We start from the raw sequence: 21,736 nt of genomic DNA on the forward strand, positions 1-21,736 counted from the left end.
CTGGACAGCGGGCGGTGGCCACGGCCGTGGTGCGTACTCCGTCTTGTTCAGCCGCGTTTGAGGCCCAGCACCTCGGCCGCCGCGAAGGTCTCGTCCGGCGGGCGCTGTGCGTAATACGGCGTCAGCAGGTCATCGAGCTCCGCGTAGCTGAAGACGTCCTTCGCGGTGTCGAACTTGGCGGCGATCCGCGGGCGTTCGGCGATGGCGACCATGCCGCCGTGGACGACCAGCAGCTGGCCGTTGACGCGGGCCGCGGCCGGGGAGGCGAGATAGCCGACGAGCGGTGCGACATGTTCGGGCGCGAGCGGGTCGAGGGCGCCGTCCTCGGGCTCCTGGAAGCCGGCGAAGACGTCCTCGGTCATACGGGTGCGGGCGCGCGGGCAGATCGCGTTGGCGGTCACACCGTATTTGCCGAGCGCCAGCGCCGTGGAGGTCGTCAGGCCGACGATGCCTCCCTTGGCCGCGGCGTAGTTGGGCTGGCCCGCCGAGCCCGCGAGGAACGCCTCGGAGGAGGTGTTCACGATCCGGCCGTGAACCGGGCCGCCGGCCGCCTTGGCGCGCTCGCGCCAGTGCGCCGCGGCGAAGTGGGTGGTGTTGAAGTGGCCCTTGAGGTGGACGCGGATGACCGCGTCCCACTCGTCCTCGGTCATCGAGAACACCATCCGGTCGCGCAGAATGCCCGCGTTGTTGACCAGGATGTCGAGCTGCCCGTAGGTCTCGACCGCCAGCCGCACGAGTGCGCGGGCCTGGGCGTGGTCGGCGACATCACCGAGGTGGGCGACGGCGGTGCCGCCCGCCGCGCGGATCTCGGCGACGACGTCCTCGGCGGGCGCCGAGGAGGCCTCGCCGGAGCCGTCACGGCCCGGCTGCCCGTAGTCGTTGACCACGACCCGGGCACCGAGACGGGCGAGTTCGAGGGCCTCGGCGCGTCCCAGACCGCGCCCGGCGCCGGTGACGATCGCGGTCAGGCCCTCCAGTGGCTGTGCCATTCCTGTCCTCTCCAGTGGTCGCGGCACGCGGTGCGGTGCGGTGCGCTGCGAGGGGTGAACGGTGGGCGTCAGAGCTCTATACAGGTGCGCAGCGCGGTGCCGGAGCGCATCTGGTCGAGTGCGTCATTGACCTCGGTGAGCTGGACGCGGTGGGTGATCAGGCCTTCCAGGTCGATCCGGCCGGCCCGCCACAGGGCGATGGCCCGCTCGTAGGAGCGCAGCACATCCGCGCCGCCGTACAGGGACGGCAGGATCCGCTTCTCGTCGAAGAACAGCTCGAACATATTGACCTGGAAGGTGTCGTCCATGGCGCCCGCGCCGACCACGCACAGGGTGCCGCCGCGCCGGGTCATCTCGTAGGCGGTGCGGGCGGTGGCGGACTTGCCGACCACCTCGAAGACGTAGTCGAAGCCCTCCCCCGCGGTGATCCGGGCCTTGGCGTCGGCGAACTCCTCCGGGGCGACGGCCTCGGTCGCGCCGAAGCGCAGCGCGGCCTCCCGGCGGGCGGGCACCGGGTCGACGGCGATGATCTGGGCCGCGCCGCAGGCCTTCGCCCCCTGGATGACGGAGATGCCGACGCCGCCACAGCCGATGACCGCCACTGAGGAAGCCGCTTCCACTTGGGCGGTATTGAGGGCCGCGCCCAGCCCGGTGGTGACACCGCAGCCGATCAGCGCGGCGATCTCGTACGGGACGTCGTCCGGGATCGGGACCGCGCAGTTGGCGGCCACCACGACCTCCTCGGCAAAGGTGCCGGTGCCGGCGAAGCCGAAGACATCCCCGCCGGGGCGCCGGAAGTTGGGCGTCCCGGCGTTCATGAACCCGGCCAGGCACAGATGGGTCTGGCCGCGCCGGCAGGACGGACAGCTGCCGCAGGCGGGCAGCCAGCACATCAGGACGCGGTCCCCTCGGTCGAGTCCGGTGACGCCGTCGCCCACGTCGAGGATCTCGCCGGCACCCTCGTGACCGGGGACGAAGGGCGCGGGCTGCGGCAGGACCCCGTTCATCGCCGAGAGGTCGGAGTGGCACAGCCCGGTCGCCCGGATGCGTATCTTGACCTTGCCGGGGCCGAAGCCCACCGCCTCGATGTCGTCGAGGACTTCGAGCTTGTCCTGCCCTGTCTCGTGCTGTACGGCTGCGCGCATGTCACGGCTCCTCTCGTACGGACGGCCGGTCCGGGCCCGGTCCGGACCGGCTGGGGCGTGCCTGACGGATCAGCTGTGCTCCACCACGGTGTCGGCCAGCACCGGCGCGTCGTCCCGGTCGGCCGCGGTGACCGACACCAGGACCCGGCCGGGCTCCTGCCACTGGCGGATGCGCAGCGTCTCCCCTGGGAAGACCACACCGGCGAAGCGGGTCGTGTAGGACCGCACCCGTGCGACCTCGCCGCCGAGCACCGTGTCGACGACGGCCTTGAGCGTGACCCCGTAGGTGCACAGCCCGTGCAGGATCGGCCGGTCGAAGCCGGCGAGCTTGGCGAACTCGGGGTCGGCGTGCAGCGGATTCCAGTCGCCGGAGAGGCGGTAGAGCAGCGCCTGGTCGGGGCGGATGGCGCGTTCGGTGCTCAGATCGGGGGCGCGGTCGGGGAGTTCGAGGCGGGCGGAGGGGCCGCGCTCGCCGCCGAAGCCCCCCTCGCCGCGGACGAAGATCTGGGTGTCGCAGGTCCACAGGGGGCCCTCGTCGTCGGCCACTTCGGAGCGCAGCACGATGACGGCGGCCTTGCCCTTGTCGTACACGGCGGGGACGGACGAGGTCTGCGTGGCCCGGCCGCTCACCGGGAGGGCACGGTGCACGGTGACGGTCTGGCCGCCGTGCAGGACCGCGGCGAGGTCGACCTCGATGCCGGGTGCGGAGAGTCCGCCGGCGAGCGCCATCCCGCCGCCCGCGACGGTGGCGAAGCTGGGCAGGACGTGCAGCGCGCTCTCCAGGGTGTAGCGCAGTTCGTCCGGGTCGGTAGCGGGGTGCGGTTTCTCCGGAGTGGCCGCACCGGCGCCGATGCCGAGGTGGTAGAGCTGGACGTCCTTGTGGTCCCAGGCGAGTTCGGTGGTCCGCGGCTCGGCGGAGGTGGCCTTGGCGGCGTCGATGGGCATGGGGCTGCTTGCTCCTTCACCACGAGGGGAAGACCCCGGCCCGGCCGTCCGCACCGTCGACCGTGCCGGGGTCGTATCTGGTCGGCGCGGCCGCGCTCCGACAGCGCACAGGGCACACTTCTAGAACGCGTTCTAGCCGATGGCTCTCATGTATAGCCGATCCGCCCGGCACCCGGAAGCCCCCTGACGGCTTGTCAGAAAGGGGTCCCGCGGACGGCGGAGACCTCCCCGGCCGCCTCGGGCTCCCGCCTGGCACCACGCGCCCTGATCCCCACCTTCGGTGCGCGGAACCATGACATTTGTCAGAGGAGTTCATCCACATTCGCCTCTAACGCGAGCCGATCACACTCCGTAACGTCGAAGGCAGGCAGACGAGAGGCGGGGTGAGCATGGCAGTGACGACAAGGCCCGGCAGCACGGCGGAAAGGACGCGTGGGGCCGCGGCGGTGGGATTCTCCGGGGTGACCCGGACTTATGGCGCGGTGCGGGCCGTGGACGGACTCGACCTGGAGATCGCGGCGGGCGGGACGGTGGCGCTGCTGGGGCGCAACGGCGCGGGGAAGTCCACCACCCTCAATATGCTGCTGGGGCTGCTGCCGCCCAGCGCGGGTACGGTCCGGCTGTTCGGCGGCACACCGGAGTCGGCGGTGCTGGCGGGCCGGGTGGGCGCCATGCTTCAGGACGGCAAGGCCATCCCGCGGGTCACGGTCCGCGAACTGATCACCTTCGTCGCCGCCACCTACCCGCACCCCATGGACGTCACCGAGGCCCTGGAGCTGGCGGGCCTCGACGAGTTCGGCGGGCGGCGGGTGGACCGGCTGTCCGGCGGGCAGGCCCAACGGGTCCGCTTCGCGGTGGCACTGGCCGGCAACCCCGAGCTGCTGGTGCTCGACGAGCCGACCGCGGCGCTGGACGTGGAGGCGCGCCGCGCCTTCTGGCGCTCGATGCGGGCCTATGCCCGCCGCGGCCACACCGTCCTGTTCTCCACCCACTATCTGGAGGAGGCCGACGAGCACGCCGACCGGATCGTGGTGATCGACCGCGGCCGGGTGGTCGCCGACGGCAGCGGCGACGGGATAAAGCGGCGGGCCGGCAGTTCGCAGGTCTCCTTCGACCTCGCGGGCGCCGCCACCGGGCCGCTGTCCGGGCTGCCCGGCGTGAGCGCCGTGGAGGTGCGCGGCGACCGCGCGCGGCTGCGGACGGCGGACTCCGACGCCACGGTCCTGGCGCTCGCCGGGCTCGGTCTCATCCGCGGGCTACAGGTCACCCCCGCCAGCCTGGAGGACGCGTTCCTCGCGCTCACCGCCGCCGAAGCCACCCCCGGCGCCCCGGCACACACCGCCGGCGCCCGGCCCGTGAAGGAGCGCGCGTGATGCTCGACTACCTCCGCCTCGAAGTCCGCCGCACCCTCCGTGACCGGGGCTTTGTCATCTTCGGTATCGGGATGCCGGTGCTGATGTATGTGCTGATGACCAACATCGGCGTGGGTCCGGGCGGCGCCGACCGTGAGTGGAAGATCGCCTCGATGGTCGGCATGGCCGCGTACGGCGCGCTGGGTTCGGCGGTCGGCACGGGCACCGGCGTCGCCGAGGACAAACAGCTGGGCTGGCTGCGCCAGTTGCGCGTCACCCCGCTGAGCCCCCTCCGGGTGGTGGTGGGCCGCGGGCTGACCGGCTCGGTGACGGTACTGCCGGCCCTCGCCGCCGTGCTGCTGGTGGGCGCCCTGGTCAACGGCGTGCGGATGCCGGCCTGGCAGTGGGCCGCGCTGGCCGGGCTGCTGTGGATCGGCACCATGCCCTTCACGCTGCTCGGTCTCGGCAACGGCTACCGCCTTTCCGCGCAGTCCACCGGCCTGGTCAACACGGGCTGTGTGCTGCTGCTGTCGATCATCGGCGGACTGTGGTTCCCGCCCGTGCTGTTCCCCGACTGGCTCCGCTCGCTGTCCGGGTGGACGCCCGGCAACCGCTTCGCGGAGCTCGGCCGGAGCGTCACCCACGGCAGCGCACCGGACCTGGCCTCAGTAGCGGTGCTGGCCGTCTGGCTGGCACTCTTCGGCGGATACGCGGTGTACGCGTACCGTCGGGCCGCACGCACGGTGTGACCGGCGATGGCGCAGACCTGGGAAGCGACAGTGCAGCACACGGAACAACGGACCGCGGGCGGGAAGCACCCCGGCGGCGCGGACGGCACCGAGTCGTGCCGTCCCGGATGGCGGGGCAGGAAGCCGGGCCAGGGACCAGGCAAGTACGCCTTCCTGCCCTGGCTGCTGATGGGTCTGGGCGCCTTCTCCAACATCATCCAGGGGAAGTCGGGCAACCCCTGGCTGGCCGGTCTCGGGCTGCTCGTCTTCAACTCCCTCTACATCAGCGTGATCTGGACCTCCTTCAACCCGCGGCTGCGGGACTCCCGCCGCCCCTTGTACGCCCTGGGGATGCTGACCGCCGTCACCTTCGCCGTCGCGATCGGGTTCGGCGGCAACTGGTTCCTGTTCTTCCCGCTGCTGTCGCTGGCCTCCGGTACGGTGCGTGCGCTGCGCGGCAAGAAGCTCGCGCTCTGGCTGATCACGCTCAGCGGGGCGGCCGGCTATCTGACCGGCTGGCGCGACGACGACCCGTGGGGCGCGTTCGGCATCGGCTACGGCACCTTCCTGTCCGGCATGGTGACGGCCACGGTCCTGAGTCTCTTCGACACCATCCAGGAGCTGAACACCACCCGCCAGGAACTGGCCCGCAGCGCCGTCGAGAAGGAGCGGCTGCGCTTCTCCCGCGATCTGCACGACCTGCTGGGGCACACCCTGTCCGTGGTGGTCGTCAAGGCCGAGGCGGTCCGCCGGCTCGCCCCCCGCGATCTGGACGCGGCGCTCGCGCAGGCCAGCGATATCGAGGCGGTCGGCCGGCAGGCACTGACCGAGATCCGCGAGGCCGTCAGCGGCTATCGCGAGGGCAGTCTGACCACCGAACTGGACCGGGCCCGTTCCGCGCTGGAGGCGGCCGGCATCGAGCCCGTCGTACGGCAGGCCGGGCCGCCACTGCCCCCGCAGGCCGGCGCCCTGCTGGGCTGGGTGGTCCGCGAGGGCGTCACCAACACCGTCCGGCACAGCGGCGCCACCCGCTGCGAGATCGCGGTCCACGCCGACGCGGAACGGGTCCGGCTGACGATCACGGACGACGGCCGCGGCCCCCTGACCTCCGGCGCTGCTGCGGCCCCCGGCCTGGCCTGGCTCCGCGACCGTGTCCCCGGCCGCGGCGGCGCCGGGGAGAAGGGCGGCGGGGAGGCATATGGCGACCGGGGTACGGATGGCGGCGCGGAGACATACGGCAGCCGGGGTGCGGACGGCGGCCAGGAGAGGGACAACGGCCGGGAGGCGTACGGCATACCCGGGACGGCCGGCAGCGGCGGCGCGGCCCTCGCGGACGGCACCGCCGACGAGGGCGGCCCGGCGCTGCCCGGACGCTCGGGGCCGGTGGGCGGCACCGGGCTGAAGGGGCTCGCCGAGCGGCTGGCCGCGGCGGGCGGGACACTGCACAGTGGCGCGGACGGCCGGCAGGGATTCCGGGTCACGGCCGAGCTCCCGATCGGCACAGGCGACGAGGCGGATATGGAGGAGTGGACCAGGTGATCAAGGTCCTGCTGGCGGAGGACCAGGGAATGATGCGGGGCGCGCTCGCGCTGCTGCTCGACCTGGAAGCGGATATGCAGGTCGTGGCACAGGTAGCGGCGGGAGACCGGATCGTCGCCGCCGCCCTCGACGCCCGCCCCGATATCGCCCTCCTGGACATCGAACTGCCCGGCCAGAGCGGTCTGGACGCCGCGGCCGAGCTGCGCGAACAGCTGCCGTCCTGCAAGGTGCTGATCGTGACAACCTTCGGCCGCCCCGGCTATCTGCGCCGCGCCATGGAGGCCGGAGCGTCCGGTTTCCTGGTGAAGGACGGCCCGGTGGAGGAACTCGCGGCGGCGATCCGCCGGGTGCTGGCGGGCGAGCGGGTCATCGACCCCGGCCTCGCCGCGGCGGCACTGAGCGCCGGCCCCAACCCGCTGACCCAGCGGGAGCGCGATGTCCTCACCGCCGCCGTGGACGGCGCCACGGTCGCCGATATCGCCGGCCGACTCCACCTCTCCCAGGCCACCGTCCGCAACTACCTCTCCGCGGCCATCGGCAAGACCGGCACCCGCAACCGCATGGAAGCGGTACGGGCGGCACGGCAGAACGGCTGGCTGTAGGAGGCGTCCACCCCGTCCCCCGGCTCGCGACGTTCGGCGCCTCCCGCTCGCGACGCCCGGCACGCACACGCACGCCCGGCGGGGAAGGGCCCGGCGGGGACACTCGGCAGGAGATGTGCCCGGCAGGCCGTTGACCGGGCGCCCGGCAGGCCCGCCCGGCCGCCGGCGGGACCCGCCGACGGGTCAGCCGTGGGCGGTGTCCGCCCGGCGCTGCGGCAGCGCGACGACCATCAGCAGAATGCTGCCGAGCAGGACCATCGAGCCGACCTGGAAGGCCAGCCCGTAGCCGTCCGCCAGGGCCTTGGGCCCGTGGCCCGCCTCGATCCGGGCCGCGGCGATCGTGGACAGGACCGACAGGCCCAGCGCGCCGCCCATTTGCCGGGAGGTGTTGATCAGGCCGGAGACCAGGCCCTGGTCGGCGGGGTCGGCCCCGGAGGTCGCGATGGAGGCGATCGGCGTCGCGGTCAGGCCGGCGCCCAGCGCCATCAGGATGCCGGGCCCGAGGATCGTGCCGAGGTAGCTGCCGTCGACGTCCATCGTGCCCTGCCAGACCATGCCCGACGCGGAGATCACCGCACCGGCGATGGCCAGCGGCTTGGCGCCCAGCCGGTTCATCAGCCGTGGCGCGATCTTGGAGCCCAGGACGATGGACAGCGAGTGCGGGATGAAGGAGAGCCCGGCCTCCAACGGCCGGTAACCCAGCACGTTCTGCACATAGAGGGACAGGAAGTACCACATGGAGAACATCGCGGCGCCGGACAGCACCATCGCCCCGTTCGCGGACGAGACCGAGCGCAGCCGGAAGAGCCCCAGCGGCATCAACGGGGCCTTGGCGCGCGCCTCGACGACGAGGAACACCGCGACCACGACCAGCCCGGCGGCCAGCGGCAGCAGCGCGGACAGCGACCCCCAGCCGTCCGTCTCGGTCTGCACGATCCCGTAGGCCACCAGCCCGAGCCCGGCCGTCACCAGCAGCGCGCCGGGCACATCGAGCCGTCGGCCGGCACCCTGCCGGCTCTCGGTGAGCCACAGCACCGCACCGCCCAGCACCAGCGCCCCGATCGGCACATTGATCAGCAACACCCAGCGCCACGAGAGGAATTCGGTGAGCGTCCCGCCCACCAAGCCGCCCACCGCGCCACCGCCCGCGCCGACCGCCGTCCAGGTGGCGATGGCGCGGGTACGGGCCGGGCCGGCCGGGAACGACGTGGTCAGAATGGTGAGGGTGGCCGGTGAGAGCACGGCAGCGCCGATGCCCTGGACCGTACGGGCCGCGATCAGCTGCCAGGGCTCCTGCGCCAGCCCGCCCCCGAGGCTCGCGACCGTGAACAGCGCGAGCCCCAGGACGAAGATCCGCTTACGGCCGAAGAGATCGGCGGCCCGCCCACCGAGCAGCATGAAGCCCGCGAAGGTGATGACGTAGGCGTTGACGATCCACTGGAGACCGAGCTCGCTCAGGCCCAGACCGGTCCGCATGGCGGGCAGCGCCACATTCACGACGGAGACGTCCAGGATGACCAGGAACTGCCCGGAGCAGACCAGCAGCATCACCAGCCAGGCCGGCGGGGCCGTCCTCCGGCGCGCGGTCTTGGGCAGGGTGGCGGAGGTGGCTATCGGCGGCATGCCGACCATGCTTGCATTCGTCGTATGAATCCCGCATCGGTATATCGGTGCATGGGCCACCTGACAGAAGACCTAGGCCGGAAGTCGCAGGAGGGCGGGGGCTGGGGGCGGGGCTTTACGGGGTGGGGCCTTACGGGGCGAGGGGGGGGCGGCCCCCTAGGGGGTGAGAGGGCCCCCACTGGGCCAACTACCCTATTCCCGGGGCGAGTTAACGCGCAGAGCGGACGCACGGTCGAGTCCCGTCCCCCCCCACCCCCCACCACCACGGTTCCCCCCTCACCTCCGGAGCAACGTCACCACCGCCGCGCCGCCCAGGCCGATGTTGTGGGCCAGGCCCACCCGGGCGCCGGGGACCTGGCGCTCGCCCGCGGTGCCGCGGAGCTGCCAGACCAGTTCGGCGGCCTGGGCCAGGCCCGTCGCGCCCAGCGGGTGCCCCTTGGAGATGAGTCCGCCGGACGGATTGACCACCCAGCGCCCGCCGTAGGTCGTGGCGCCGTCGGCGACCAGCTTCCCCGACTCCCCGTCCGCGCACATGCCCAGCGCCTCATAGGTCAGCAGCTCATTGACCGAGAAGCAGTCGTGCAGCTCGATGACGTCCACGTCCTCGATGCCGAGGCCGCCGGCCGCGTACACCTGGCGGGCCGCGGCCCGGGACATCGGTTTGCCGACGACGTCGATGCAGGAGCCGGACGCGAAGCTCTCCTCGGTGTCCGTCGTCATGGCCTGCGCGACGATCTCCACCGCCCGGTCGGCCAGGCCGTGTTCCCGCACGAACCGCTCGGAGGCGATCACCGCAGCGGCCGCACCGTCGGAGGTCGGCGAGCACTGCAACTTGGTCAGCGGCCGATGGATGGTCTTGGCGGCGAGGATCTCCTCGACCCTGTAGACGTCCTGGAACTGGGCGTTTGGGTTGTGGGCGGAGTGGCGGTGGTTCTTGGCGCCGACGGCGGCGAGCTGTTCGGCGGTGGTGCCGTAGCGCTCCATGTGCTCACGGGCCGCGTTGCCGAAGATCTGGGCGGTGGGCGGGGTCATCTCGAAGCCGTGGGCGGCGGCCATCACTCCGTAGTGGCGGGCCACCGGCGAGGCGCTGAAGTCGCCGCCGTCCGCGCCGCCACCCAGCGCGCCCCGCTTCATCTTCTCGAAGCCCAGGGCCAGGACACAGTCGTTGAGGCCGGATGCGACGAACTGGCGGGCCATCATCAGCGCGGTCGAGCCGGTCGCACAGTTGTTGTTGACGTTGTAGACGGGGATGCCGGTCAGGCCCAGTTCGTAGGCGGCGCGCTGGCCGGCCGTCGAGGCCTGGTAGCAGTAGCCCACCGGCAGCTGCTCGACCGCCTCGTAGCCGATCCCGGCGTCCGCGAGCGCCGTGCCGCCCGCCTCCTTCGCCATGTCCCAGTACTGCCACTCGCGGGTCTCGGGCTTCTCGAAGCGGGTCATCCCGACACCGACGATGTACGCCTTGCCAGCCATGCGTGTCCTCCTGGAGGTGGCCGAGTCCGGGGAGCCGTTGGGGAGTCAGATCAGGGGGCGGGGCTCCGGGTCGCGGGGCAGGCCGAGCAGCCGCTCGGCGACGACATTGAGCTGCACCTGGGTGGTGCCGCCGGCGATGGTCAGACAGCGCGACATCAGGAAGCCGTGCAGCGCCCGTTCACCGGCACCTTCGCGCACGGCGCCGTCCGGGCCGAGCAGTTCCAGCGCCAGCTCGGCGACCTTCTGCTGGTGCGGGGTCTGCACCAGCTTGCGGATGCTGGCACCGGCGCCCGGCTCCAGCCCCGAGACCTGCTGGAGCGTGGTGCGCAGCCCGATGCAGCCCAGCGCGTGCGCCTCGGCGGCCAGCGCACCCACCCGTGCCCGCACCGAGCCGTCCAGTACGGCGGCACGGTCCAGGAGCGCTTCCAGTCCGGTGCCGAAGGTCAACTGGTCGGCCATGTGGACACGTTCGTTGTCCAGGGTGGTGCGGGCCACCTTCCAGCCGTTGTCGACCTCGCCGACCACCGCGTCGGCCGGCAGCAGCACCTCGTCGAAGTAGACCTCGTTGAAGAGCGAATCGCCGGTGATCTCCTTCAGCGGGCGGATGTCGATGCCCGGGGACTTCATGTCGACGAGGAAGAAGGTCAGCCCCTTGTGCTTGGGCGCGTCCGGGTCGGTACGGGCCAGCAGGATGCCGTGGCTCGCCCACTGCGCGGCCGAGGTCCACACCTTCTGGCCGCTGATCCGCCAGCCGCCGTCCGCGGTCCGCTCGGCGCGGGTCCGCAGCGCGGCCAGGTCCGATCCTGCCTCGGGTTCGGAGAACAGCTGGCACCACAGCAGGTCGCCGCGCAGCGACGGCAGCAGATAGCGCTCCTGCTGCTCCGGGGTGCCGTGGGCGATCAGCGAGGGGACGACCCAGGTGGCGATGCCCAGATCACTGATCCGCACCCCGGCGGCCGCCAGCTCCTGCTGGATCGCGAGCTGTTGTACGGGGCCGGCGCCCAGTCCGTAGGGCGCGGGAAGGTGCGGTGCGGCGTAGCCGGTGGGGGCCAGGGCGCGGCGTACGCCGGCGGGGTCGAGGCCGCGGACACCGTCGAGGACCGTCCGGGCCTCGGTCCGGAACTCCGTGGCCTCGGCGGGCAGTTCCAGGTGCAGCGGGCGCCGGGCACCCTCGGCGGCGAGCCGGGCGGCCCGCAGCCGGTGGGTGTCGCCGCTGCCGAGCAGCTGGCGGGCGACGGTCGCCCGCCGCAGGTGGAGGTGGGCGTCGTGTTCCCAGGTGAAGCCGGTGCCGCCGAGGATCTGGATGCAGTCCTTGGCGCAGCTGACGGCGGCGTCCAGGGCGGTCGCGGTGGCCAGCGCCGCGACCAGTCCGCGGACCGCGGGCGGCTCGTGCAGGGCGCGGGCCGCGTCCCAGACCAGGGCGGCGGCCTGCTCGCAGCGTACGAGCATGTCGGCGCAGAGGTGTTTGACGGCCTGGAACTGGCCGATGGGGCGGCCGAACTGCTCGCGGACCGCGGCGTGTTCGGCGGCGGTGCGCAGCGCCCAGGAGGCCGTGCCGCAGCTCTCGGCGGCCCACAGCACCCCGGCCAGGTCGCGGACCAGGTCACTGTCGACGGTGAGCCGGCGCTCGGCGGGCACCGGCACTCCGTGCGCGCTCACCTCGGCGGTCGGCCGGGTCGGGTCGGCGCTCTCCTGTACGCGTACGGTCAGCGTTTCGGCGTCGACCGCGAGCCAGACCGTCTCCCCGGCCCGTCGCCCGTCGCCGTGCTCCGCTCCGTCCGCCCCGTCCGCCCGATCCGCGGCGCCCGCCGTCTCCCCGCCGTCTTCCGCGTCCGCTTCCGCGGTGACCTCCGCGGCCAGCACGATCAGATCCGCGTCGGCGCCGGCCAGGACCGGGGGCGCGGTGCCGTCCAGTACATAGCCGTCGGGGCTTTTGACGGCGGTGAGCGAGCCCGGGCCGAGCGCGACGGCGCCGATGCGTGTGCCGGTGGCGAGGGCCCGTACGAGGGTGGAGGCGCCGCCGCGGTGCAGGAGGGCGGCGGCGAGGGTGGTGGGCAGATAGGGGCCGGGGAATGCGGCGCGGCCCAGTTCCTCCAGTACGACGGCGAGGTCGAGCAGTTCACCGCCCCCGCCGCCGTCGCCCTCGGGGAGATGGAGCCCGAGCAGGCCCTGAGCCGCGAGCTGGTCCCAGTACGCGGGCCGGCCGGAGCGCGCGGGCGCGGTGTCGAGCAGCTTGCGCACCGCTTCGGGCGGCACGGCCCGCGCGGCCCAGCCGCCCGCCGCCTCGGCCAGGTCACGGTGTTCCGGTGTGATTCCGATGCCCATGCGGGGCAGACTAGAACACGTTTCATTCTGACGGAAGGTCAGTTGGAAGGTTAGCGAGAAGGCCAGCTGAGGGGTCGACCAGAAGACAGTCCGGGCCCGGGGCGGCGCCGCCGCGCACATCCGCACGCACCCCAGCGTGGCGGCCGCCCCGCCCCTCCCGCCCCGCACCGGCAGCAACCGCCCCCGGCGGATGCGGGACAGGCGGGCCCCGGCGGGGATTCCCCGGAGGGGAACGGTTCGGATGCACACCGGAAACAGTCCGGTGAATTCCGCCCCGGAAGTCATTTCCCGCCCCGTCCCCCGCGCCCCCTTCCTCCCTCCCGACGCCTTCCTCCCGACACCTTCCTCCCAGTCGGCTCCCCCGCCCCCGAATTCACCGCTTTCGGGCATCCCGGAAATCACCGACGGGAAATCGACGGGAACAGTCGGGGAACGGACCGGAACCCGGCGGGAACCACCGGGAAGAGCCGGGGCGCCCGACGCGGGAAATGCGAACCGCCGTTCCGATATCCGAATGTTCCGCCCGGGGACACCCGCACTCCACCCGCGCCGCCCCGTACGGCACGATGAGCCCCTGACCGCACCACAGGAGGATGCCCATGCCCGCTCCCACGGCTCCGACCGCTCCGCAGCCGGAGATACTCGCCGCTTTCGAGGCGGCGAAGGGCTTCATGCCCGTGGACGAGGGCCTCGCCCTGTATGCGGCGGCGGCCGAGGCGGCGGCCCTCGGGCTGCCGCTGGTGGAGGTCGGCACCTACTGCGGCCGGTCCACGATCCTGCTCGCCGACGCCGCGCGCGGCGCCGGGGTCCTCGCCGTCACCGTCGACCACCACCGGGGCAGCGAGGAGCAGCAGCCCGGGTGGGAGTACCACGATGCGACCGTCGTCGACCCCGAGGTCGGCCGGATGGACACCCTGCCCACCTTCCGCCGCACCCTGCACGCCGCGGGCCTGGAGGAGCATGTGCTCGCCCTGGTGGGCCGGTCGCCGCAGGCCGCGGCGGTCTGGCAGGCCCCGGTGGGTCTGGTCTTCATCGACGGCGGGCACACCGACGAGCACGCCACCGCCGACTACGAGGGCTGGGCGCCGCATCTCGCGCCCGACGGGCTGCTGGTCATCCACGATGTCTTCGCGGACCCGGCGGACGGTGGCCAGGCCCCGTACCGCATCTACCGCAGGGCCCTGGAGTCCGGCGCGTTCACCGAGATCTCGGCCCACGGGTCGCTGCATGTCCTGCGGCGCACCGGGGCGGGCATCTGAGCGGGCTACGATCGCGAACGTGTCGAACGGCAGTTCTCTCCCCCCGCACCGCCGCCTGCGCGGCACCCTCCTCGTCGTGCTGGCCGCCGTCGTGGTCGCCGGCCTGGGAGGCTGGCTGGCCTGGCGCTCGTCGGGCCACGACGGGCCCGGAGCCGGCCAGCCCGCACCGGGCGGCCCGGCGGAAAGCGCCACCGGCCCCGGCGGCAGCCACACCCCGGGCGGCAAGGGCTCCAAGGACCACGGCCCGCGCGACAGCCTGAAGGGCAAGGTCGTGGTGCTCGATCCCGGCCACAATCCGCACAACAGCGAGCACGGCCGGGAGATCGCCCGGCAGGTGGACATCGGCAACGACCGCAAGGAGTGCGACACCACCGGCACCGCCACCAACGACGGATACGCCGAGGCGTCCTTCACGCTGGACCTCGCCCGCCGGGCCCGCACGCTCCTCCAGGCGCAGGGCGCCAAGGTCGTCCTCACCCAGGACGGCGACCGCCCCTACGGGCCGTGCGTCGACGAGCGCGCGGAGATCGGCAACAAGGCGCACGCCGATGCCGCGCTGTCCCTGCACGCCGATGGTTCGGGCGCCGGCAACCGCGGCTTCCATGTGATCCTGCCCGCCCGCGTCACGGCGGGCCCGGCCGACACCGCCGATATCGTCGGGCCCTCACGGCAGTTGGGCGAGCGGCTGGCCGGCCGGTTCCGCACGGCCACCGGAAGTGCGGCGTCCAATTACATCGGCGGCGGCAGCGGGCTCGACAAACGCTCCGATCTCGGCGGCCTCAACCTCTCCACGGTGCCGAAGGTGTTCATCGAGTGCGGCAATATGCGCGACCCGAAGGACGCCGCGCAATTGACCGATGCGCACTGGCGGCAAAAGGCGGCCCGCGGGATCACCGAGGGCATTACGGACTTCTTGACGCGCTGACCGGACCGCCGAACCCGGTTCCGGAACCCACGGATACCGGCTCCGGGACGGCGTACCGATAGCGCGCGGAAACGAACACGACGGGCCGCCGGATTCCGCGACGGGTTCCCCTTTACGATGGGTGGCCACCGCCGTGCCTCGCACTGCGCGCACCGCGACAGCGACGACCGGACCCACGAAACCGACAAAGGACCCTTACGTGAACATCCGCTCCCTCACTCGAGGCGACGGCGTGGTGATCGGAGCAGCGGTGTTGCTGTTCATCGCCTCGTTCCTCTCTTCCACCGGCGGCCCGGAGTGCTCCGGTGCGCTCGCCAAGTACTGCGAGGCCCAGGACTACAGCAGCGTCAACGCCTGGGACTCGGTGGCCGTTCTGATGAGCGTGTACCTGGCCGGGGTGATCGGCGCGGCGATCATCGTCGTCAGCCGTGCGCTGCCGCAGCAGCAGCTGCGCAAGGTCGCCGGTCTCGACGTCGCCCAGTTCGGTGTCGCCCTCACCGTCTTCGCGGCATGGACGGCGCTCTGGACCCTCATCGGTGCCCCCAGCGCCGGCGCGGGCCTGATCATCGGCCTGATCGCCACCCTGATCCTGGCCGGTGGCGCCATCGCCACGCCGCTCCTGCCGCCGCTCAAGGTCGCCCTGATCGGCGCCCCGAAGCCGCAGCCCGCCGCCCCCTACGGGGCCGGCCCCAACCCGGGTTACGGCTACCCCGGCGCCCAGCAGCAGGCGAGCCAGGGCTACGGCTACCCGGGCGCCCAGCAGCAGTCGCAGGGCGGCCAGCCGCACGGTCAGCAGGCGCCGGTGGACGCCACGGCCGGCGGCCCGGCGGGTGCCACCGCGGCGGCCGGTGCCCCGGCGGACTTCGCGCCGTTCTGGTTCGCGGTGCCCGTCGCGCGCCCCCTGTACGGCGAGGACGGCGCCCCGGCGCCGATCGCCGAACTGGCGCCCGGCACCTGGTACCTGGCGGTGGAGCAGCGCGGCGCGGCCCTGATCGCTCAGACCCAGGACGGCCGGCGCGGCGTCCTCCAGGACACCACCGGCATCCAGCGCGGCTGACACCGGACGCACAGCGGTCCTTTCGCGGCCCCTCGCCCCTGCGGGCGGGGGGCCGTTGCGCTGCCGGCGGCCGGGCCGTACAGTTCCCCGACCGATCTGACGAAGCGTCAGGTATGCATATTCAGGGTCACCGTCCGCCGGAGAGGGGCGATCGGTATGCGACTCGGACTGGCACTGGGCTACTGGGGCCGCGGCCCGGACCCCCGGCACCTCGAACTCGCCCGCGCGGCCGAGCGGCTGGGCTACGACTCGGTGTGGACCGCGGAGGCCTGGGGGTCGGACGCCTTCACCGCGCTCACCTGGATCGCCGCCCACACCACCCGGATCAAACTGGGCACCGGCATCGCACAGATGGCGGCCCGCACTCCCACGGCCACCGCGATGCACGCCCTCACCCTCGACCATCTCTCCGGCGGCCGGGTGCTGCTGGGCCTGGGGCTGTCCGGGCCGCAGGTCGTCGAGGGGTGGTACGGCCGGCCGTTCCCCAGGAGCCCGCTGACCGCCACCCGCGAATACGTGGACGTGATCCGCCAAGTGCTGCGCCGGGAAGGGCCGGTGGAGTCGGACGGGGCCTTCCACCCGCATCCCTACCGCGGCGCGGACGGCACCGGCCTGGGCAAACCGCTCAAGCCCATCACCCACCCGCTGCGCGCCGGCCTCCCCCTCCTGCTCGGTGCGGAGGGGCCCAAGAACATCGCCCAGACGACCCGGATCGCCGACGGCTGGCTGCCGCTGTACTGGTCGCCGACCCGCACCGACGTCTACCAAGCGTCCCTGTCCGAGGCCCCGGACGGCTTTCTCATCGCCCCCATGGCCCGCGCCGTGGTCTGCGACGACATCGCCGAGGGGCTGCTTCCGGTCAAGGCGATGCTCGGCTTCTACATCGGCGGGATGGGGCACGCGGCCCGGAACTTCCACGCCGATCTGATGGCCCGGATGGGCTTCGAGGAGGAGGCCCGCCGGGTGCAGCAACTCTTCCTCGAAGGCCGCAGACAGGAGGCGGTGCAGGCCGTTCCGGACGCCTTCGCCGATGAGATCTCGCTGGTCGGGCCGCGCGAACGGATCGCGGAGCGGCTGGAGTTGTGGCGCTCCGGCCCGGTCACCGACCTGCTGGTCACCGCCCCCGACCCGGACACGCTACGGGTCCTGGCCGAGCTCAACTCCTGACGGCCGCGGGCGGCTCATTGGAACGAGGCCCACTCCAGCCACCGGTCGAGCAGTGCGCGCTCGCCCAGCACCTCGACCCGGTCGCTGTCGGCGGGCAGCCGGCGGTAGAGCACCCCGAGGAGGTCGGTGAGCGGGCCGCGCACCGCGACCGCGGCCTTCTCGTGGGCGCGGCGGTGGACGAACCGCTCACCGGTGAGGTCGAGGAGCCACTCGGCGTTCAGCTCGGGCGGGGTGTCGGTGGCGTGGAGGTGGAGGGTGCGGCCGGGGCCGAAGAGCTGCTCGCCGCGCTCCGTATGGTGCGCCGTGACCGCTGGCAGGGCGCACAGCTGAAGCCATTCCTCCAGGCAGTCGGCGGCGACCTCGGGCGGGACGTCGAAGGCGGCCCCCGCGGTGAGTGCGGCGTCGGCGCGGTGGATCACGGTCTCGTGGGTCATCCGGCGGGCCCAGAAACCGGCGCGCTGTACTGGCGACCAGGTCCAGACCTCGGTGTCGGGGCCGGCCTCGCGCAGCGCCGCCACGGCCTGTTCCACCCCGGCCGCGAGCCAGGCGTCCAGCGCCGCCGCGTCGTCCTCCTCGGGCCCGTCCCCCTCGGGGATGTCACCCTCCTCGATGTCCGTGGCGGACCGGGTGGCGACGAGGGTGCCGACCCAGCGGTGTGCGCCGCCCACATGCCGCGCGAGGTCGGCCAGCGTCCAGTCCGGGCAGGTGGGCACGGTCGCGGACAGATCGGCGTCGCGCAGTATCTCCCGGAACTTCGTGGTCTCGTCCAGGAGATGGGCGCAGTAGGCGTCATGGCTGAGTGAGCCGTGGAGAGTCATGCGGCGCACAGTAGCGGCGCTTCCCCGGCTCGGCCTCCGCATTTCGCACGGAGGCCGGGACTGCCGGCGGCCGCTTCCCGGTGACCCGTACGGATGGTCCGTAGGGGGCGGTCCGTACGGGCTCCGGGCCCGGCAGCAGCCCGTAGGGGACGGCTGCCGGGGCCCGGCCGGGTGCGCTGACGGTCGCCGGTCTACCGGCAGCAGTCCGGATCGAGCCCCGTCGGCAGGTGCTCGCCCCCGAAGACCGTGGTGGTGGCCTCGTCGCCGCCCAGGGCGGCCACCGCGAGCAGCAGCGAACCGGCGGTCCAGGAGGTGCGTTCCTGTGGCCAGATCGCATCGTCGTCGAAGACGTAGCCGGTCCAGTACATGCCGTCGTCGGCGCGGAGGTGCTGCATCCACTTGAGGATCTGTACGGCCCGCTCGGACTCCCCCATCGCCCACAGGGCGAGCGCCAGTTCCGCGCTCTCGCCACCGGTGACCCAGGGGTTGGGCAGCACACAGCGCACGCCCAGGCCGGGCACGACGAACTGCTCCCATTCCGCGTCGATGCGCTCACGGGCCTGCGCGCCGCGGACGGCGCCGCCGAGGATCGGGTAGTACCAGTCCATGGAGTAGCGGGACTTGTCCAGGAACCGCTCGGGGTGGCTGCGTATCGCATGGCCGAGGCGGCCGACGGCCAGCTCCCAGTCGGGCTGCGGCTCCTCGCGCTGCTCGGCGAGCGCCAGCGCACAGCGCAGCGCCTGGTAGATGGAGGACGAGCCGGTCAGCAGGGCGTCGTTGACGGGCGTGCCGTCGTCCTCGCGCTTCCAACCGATCTCGCCGCCGGGCTGCTGGAGCTCCAGGACGTACTCGGTCGCGGCATGCACCGCGGGCCACATGCGGTCGAGGAAGGTCTCGTCGCCGGTGGACAGGAAGTGGTGCCAGACGCCGACCGCGAGATAGGCGCAGAAGTTGGTCTCCCGGCCGCGGTCGGTGGGTTCCCCGGCGTCGCCGTCGGCGTAGGCCGCGTACCAGGACCCGTCCGGGTTCTGGTGCCGCGCCAGCCAGTCGTACGCGGCCTCGGCACGCTCGTGTTCACCGGCCGCGTCCAGGGCCATGGCGGCCTCGGTGTGGTCCCACGGATCGAGGTGGTGGCCCCGGAACCAGGGGATCGCGCCGTCCGTCCGCTGGGTCGCCAGGATGCCGGCCACCGTGCGGGCGGCCTGCTCGGCGGTGAGCACCCCCGGCAGGACGAGCCGTTCGGTACGCCCGGGACTTGTCACTTGGCGGCCCCGGCGGAGCGCTTGGCGGAAGCCTTGACGGCGGGCTTGGCACCGGACTTGGCGGGGGCCTTGGCGCCGGACTTGGTGCCCGGTGCGGCCTTGCGGGCCTTCGCGGTGGTCCCGGCCGCCGGCTCGGCGGCCGGGGTGGAGGCGGCCTCGCCCGCCTCGGCGGCGGCCGGCTGCGGCAGATGCGGCTTGGTGGCGTAGACGACGAAGCTCTTGCCGATGACGGGGTTCAGCGCCCGCTCGGCGAGCCGGGTGGCCAGCGGCTTCTTCATGATGTCCCAGACCAGCAGCTTGTGGTACGCCTGCACCGGCAGCGCCTTGTCGTTGTCCACCCCGAAGGCGCACTTCAGCCACCAGTAGGGGCTGTGCAGCCCATGTGCGTGGTGGGTGCCGTACGGCTCCAGACCGGCCTCCCGCATCTTGCCCAGCAGCTCGTCGCCGCGGTAGATGCGGATATGGCCGCCCTCGACCTCGTGGTAGGCGTCGCTGAGCGCCCAGCAGACCTTCTCGGGGCCGTAACGGGGGACGGTGACCGCGATCCGGCCGCCGGGGCGCAGCACCCGGACCATCTCGGCGAGCACGCCCTTGTCGTCCGGGATGTGCTCCATCACCTCGGAGATGATCACGACATCGAAGCTGTCGTCGGGGAACGGCAGGTTCAGCGCATCGCCTTCCATGGCGGTGGCGGAGGCGCCCGCCGGGGCCTCACCCGCCTCCTCCATCGCGGCGAACCACTTGGCGACCTCGCGGATCTCCTCGCCGTTCTGGTCGAGGGCGACGACCTGCGCGCCGCGCCGGTAACACTCGAAGGCATGCCGGCCGGCGCCGCACCCCAGGTCGAGCACACGGTCGCCGGGAGCGAGCGGGAAACGGGAAAAGTCGACGGTCAGCACGGCGTTCTGCTTTCGTCCGGCGGTTGGTGGCGGTGGTGGCTGCGGAAGGAAGTACGGGCCGGTCGGGCCACTAGGCGTGCCCGGCGGCACTCGGCGCGTTCGCGGTGCCGGCGGCCCCGCCGGACGCTGCCCCGGGGAGGGTGCGGGCGCCGGCCCGGCCTCTCTGGAGGGCGATGGCCTCGCGGTAGCGCTCGGCGGTGCCGAGGGCGGCCTGCCGCCAGGTGAAGCGGGCCAGCACCCGCTCCCGTCCGGCCGCGCCGAGCCGGCGGCGCAGCGTCTCGTCGCCCAGGAGGCGGAGCAGTCCGCCCGCCAGCGCACCGGCGTCACCCGGGGGCACCGCGAGACAGGTCTCGCCATCCGGGCCGGCGACCTCGGGGATGGCGCCGCCGGTGGTGGCCAGCAACGGCGTGCCGGTGGCCATCGCTTCGGCGGCGGGCAGCGAGAAGCCCTCGTAGAGGGAGGGAACACAGGCGATCTGGGCGCTGCGCACCAGGTCGACGAGTTCGGGGTCGCTGATGCCCTTGACGAACTCGATGGCGCCGGACAGGCCGAGCCGCTCGATGGCGGCGGCGACCGGCCCGTCGTCGGCGCGCTTGCCGACGACGACCAGATGCGCGTCGGGCTGTTCGGTGCGCACCTTGGCGAGCGCCTCGACGAGGTGGATCAGGCCCTTGAGGGGGACATCCGCGCTGGAGGTGGTGACGATCCGGCCGGGCACCTCGGGCACCGAGGCATCCGGTGAGAACAGGTCGGTGTCGGCGCCGATATGCACCACATGGATCCGGTCGGCCGCCACCCCGAGGTCATCGACGATCTCCTGACGGGAGGAGCCGGAGACGGTCAGCACGGACGGCAGCCGCCGGGCCACCCGCTTCTGCATCCGGGTGAAGCCGTACCAGCGGCGCACGGAGGCCCGGCGCTTCCAGCCGCCGGCGGCCGCCAGGTCGAGGCGGCGGTCGACGGTGATGGGGTGGTGGATGGTGGTGACCAGCGGGGCGCCGAGGGCGCCGGGGCCGCCGAGCAGGCCGTAGCCGAGGGTCTGGTTGTCGTGGACGACATCGAACTGGCCACGGCGGGCGGCGAGATGGCGCCGGGCCCGCAGCGAGAAGGTCAGCGGCTCGGGGAAGCCGCCGGTCCACATCGTGCCGACCTCAAGGGCGTCGATCCAGTCCCGGTACTCGCCGCGCTTCGGCGTACGGAACGGGTCCGGCTGGCGGTAGAGGTCCAGGCTGGGCAGCTCGGTGAGGGTCACCCCGTCGTCGACGACGGGGTAGGGCTGGGCGCCGATGACCTCGACGGAGTGGCCGAGGCGGGCCAGTTCGCGTGAGAGGTGCCGTATGTAGACGCCCTGTCCGCCGCAGAACGGGTTCCCCTTATACGTGAGCATCGCGATCCGCAGGGGACGCTCGCCGTTCGTCGGGGCGGAGGCCGGGGTGGCCTCTGCGGGGCGAGGCGCGGCTGCCTGGACGGCCTCTGCGGTCACGCTCGGCCCCCTTCTCACTGGACTTTCGCCGGAGCGTAACCGCTGGCGGTAATCTAGAACAAGTTTCAGAACTGATTGGCTACTGATCAGTTCACCGAGCTTCGAATCTACCGGCCGAGAACGAAGCGAAAAGAGCCGCACCAGGTGA

18 protein-coding genes are annotated in these 21,736 nt (G+C 72.8%); 8 read left to right on the forward strand and 10 right to left on the reverse strand.

The window, feature by feature from the left end:
• Window positions 1-47: 47 nt before the first annotated feature.
• From TU31_RS13875 to chsH3, 3 genes are all read right to left on the reverse strand, one after another.
• Window positions 48-989, reverse strand: a complete 942-nt coding sequence (locus TU31_RS13875) for a 3-oxoacyl-ACP reductase (protein ID WP_042154185.1) — start codon at window positions 987-989, stop codon at window positions 48-50.
• A gap of 68 nt (window positions 990-1,057) precedes the next feature.
• The gene (locus TU31_RS13880; protein WP_042154188.1) at window positions 1,058-2,134 is read right to left on the reverse strand and encodes a Zn-dependent alcohol dehydrogenase; all 1,077 of its coding nucleotides are present in this window, start codon (window positions 2,132-2,134) and stop codon (window positions 1,058-1,060) included.
• 69 nt (window positions 2,135-2,203) lie between these two features.
• Window positions 2,204-3,079, reverse strand: coding sequence for an enoyl-CoA hydratase ChsH3 (gene chsH3, locus TU31_RS13885; RefSeq protein ID WP_042154190.1), 876 nt, complete (start codon window positions 3,077-3,079; stop codon window positions 2,204-2,206).
• A 389-nt stretch (window positions 3,080-3,468) separates the two neighbouring features.
• Here chsH3 and TU31_RS13890 point away from each other — a divergent pair, with 389 nt between their 5' ends.
• The 4 genes from TU31_RS13890 to TU31_RS13905 are packed head-to-tail and all read left to right on the forward strand — an operon-like array spanning window position 3,469 to window position 7,300.
• The gene (locus tag TU31_RS13890) at window positions 3,469-4,452 is read left to right on the forward strand and encodes an ABC transporter ATP-binding protein (RefSeq protein ID WP_078885823.1); all 984 of its coding nucleotides are present in this window, start codon (window positions 3,469-3,471) and stop codon (window positions 4,450-4,452) included.
• On the forward strand, window positions 4,452-5,180 hold the full coding sequence (locus TU31_RS13895) for an ABC transporter permease (RefSeq protein WP_042154194.1): 729 nt from the start codon (window positions 4,452-4,454) through the stop codon (window positions 5,178-5,180). The genes TU31_RS13890 and TU31_RS13895 overlap by 1 nt, the downstream gene beginning before the upstream one ends.
• Before the next feature lie 6 nt (window positions 5,181-5,186).
• On the forward strand, window positions 5,187-6,698 hold the full coding sequence (locus TU31_RS13900; protein WP_042154197.1) for a sensor histidine kinase: 1,512 nt from the start codon (window positions 5,187-5,189) through the stop codon (window positions 6,696-6,698).
• Window positions 6,695-7,300, forward strand: a complete 606-nt coding sequence (locus TU31_RS13905) for a response regulator transcription factor (RefSeq protein WP_042155389.1) — start codon at window positions 6,695-6,697, stop codon at window positions 7,298-7,300. The genes TU31_RS13900 and TU31_RS13905 overlap by 4 nt, the downstream gene beginning before the upstream one ends.
• Before the next feature lie 183 nt (window positions 7,301-7,483).
• Here the strand turns inward: TU31_RS13905 and TU31_RS13910 are convergent, their stop codons facing one another.
• The 3 genes from TU31_RS13910 to TU31_RS13920 all read right to left on the reverse strand — a co-directional run bounded on the left by TU31_RS13910 (window position 7,484) and on the right by TU31_RS13920 (window position 12,718).
• Window positions 7,484-8,932 carry an MFS transporter gene (locus tag TU31_RS13910; protein ID WP_042154199.1) on the reverse strand — a complete coding sequence of 483 codons (1,449 nt, stop codon included), beginning with the start codon at window positions 8,930-8,932 and terminating at the stop codon, window positions 7,484-7,486.
• A 267-nt stretch (window positions 8,933-9,199) separates the two neighbouring features.
• Window positions 9,200-10,393 carry a lipid-transfer protein gene (locus TU31_RS13915; protein ID WP_042154201.1) on the reverse strand — a complete coding sequence of 398 codons (1,194 nt, stop codon included), beginning with the start codon at window positions 10,391-10,393 and terminating at the stop codon, window positions 9,200-9,202.
• Between the two features lie 45 nt (window positions 10,394-10,438).
• Window positions 10,439-12,718, reverse strand: a complete 2,280-nt coding sequence (locus TU31_RS13920) for an acyl-CoA dehydrogenase family protein (protein ID WP_042154203.1) — start codon at window positions 12,716-12,718, stop codon at window positions 10,439-10,441.
• Window positions 12,719-13,317: 599 nt separating this feature from the next.
• Here TU31_RS13920 and TU31_RS13925 point away from each other — a divergent pair.
• The 4 genes from TU31_RS13925 to TU31_RS13940 all read left to right on the forward strand — a co-directional run bounded on the left by TU31_RS13925 (window position 13,318) and on the right by TU31_RS13940 (window position 17,126).
• A complete protein-coding gene (locus TU31_RS13925; protein ID WP_042154204.1) occupies window positions 13,318-13,977 on the forward strand; it encodes a class I SAM-dependent methyltransferase in 660 nt (219 codons plus the stop codon).
• A 19-nt stretch (window positions 13,978-13,996) separates the two neighbouring features.
• Complete coding sequence (locus TU31_RS13930; protein ID WP_042154206.1) at window positions 13,997-14,902, forward strand: N-acetylmuramoyl-L-alanine amidase; 906 nt, start codon at window positions 13,997-13,999, stop codon at window positions 14,900-14,902.
• Between the two features lie 199 nt (window positions 14,903-15,101).
• Window positions 15,102-15,959 (forward strand): DUF5336 domain-containing protein, encoded by an 858-nt coding sequence (locus TU31_RS13935; protein ID WP_042154209.1) that lies wholly within the window; start codon window positions 15,102-15,104, stop codon window positions 15,957-15,959.
• Between the two features lie 156 nt (window positions 15,960-16,115).
• Complete coding sequence (locus TU31_RS13940; protein ID WP_042154211.1) at window positions 16,116-17,126, forward strand: LLM class F420-dependent oxidoreductase; 1,011 nt, start codon at window positions 16,116-16,118, stop codon at window positions 17,124-17,126.
• 14 nt (window positions 17,127-17,140) lie between these two features.
• Here TU31_RS13940 and TU31_RS13945 read toward each other — a convergent pair whose 3' ends face one another.
• The 4 genes from TU31_RS13945 to TU31_RS13960 form a co-directional block, all read right to left on the reverse strand.
• On the reverse strand, window positions 17,141-17,944 hold the full coding sequence (locus tag TU31_RS13945) for a maleylpyruvate isomerase family mycothiol-dependent enzyme (protein ID WP_042154213.1): 804 nt from the start codon (window positions 17,942-17,944) through the stop codon (window positions 17,141-17,143).
• Between the two features lie 191 nt (window positions 17,945-18,135).
• On the reverse strand, window positions 18,136-19,206 hold the full coding sequence (locus tag TU31_RS13950; protein ID WP_042154214.1) for a prenyltransferase/squalene oxidase repeat-containing protein: 1,071 nt from the start codon (window positions 19,204-19,206) through the stop codon (window positions 18,136-18,138).
• Window positions 19,203-20,105: a class I SAM-dependent methyltransferase gene (locus TU31_RS13955; RefSeq protein WP_042154216.1), complete on the reverse strand. Its 903-nt coding sequence runs from the start codon at window positions 20,103-20,105 to the stop codon at window positions 19,203-19,205. Before TU31_RS13955 ends, TU31_RS13950 begins: the two co-directional genes overlap by 4 nt.
• A 70-nt stretch (window positions 20,106-20,175) precedes the next feature.
• Window positions 20,176-21,588: a glycosyltransferase family 4 protein gene (locus tag TU31_RS13960; RefSeq protein WP_042154218.1), complete on the reverse strand. Its 1,413-nt coding sequence runs from the start codon at window positions 21,586-21,588 to the stop codon at window positions 20,176-20,178.
• Between the last annotated feature and the right edge of the window lie 148 nt (window positions 21,589-21,736).

This window comes from Streptomyces lydicamycinicus (genome assembly GCF_000829715.2).
Taxonomy (GTDB): Bacteria; Actinomycetota; Actinomycetes; order Streptomycetales; family Streptomycetaceae; genus Streptomyces; species Streptomyces lydicamycinicus.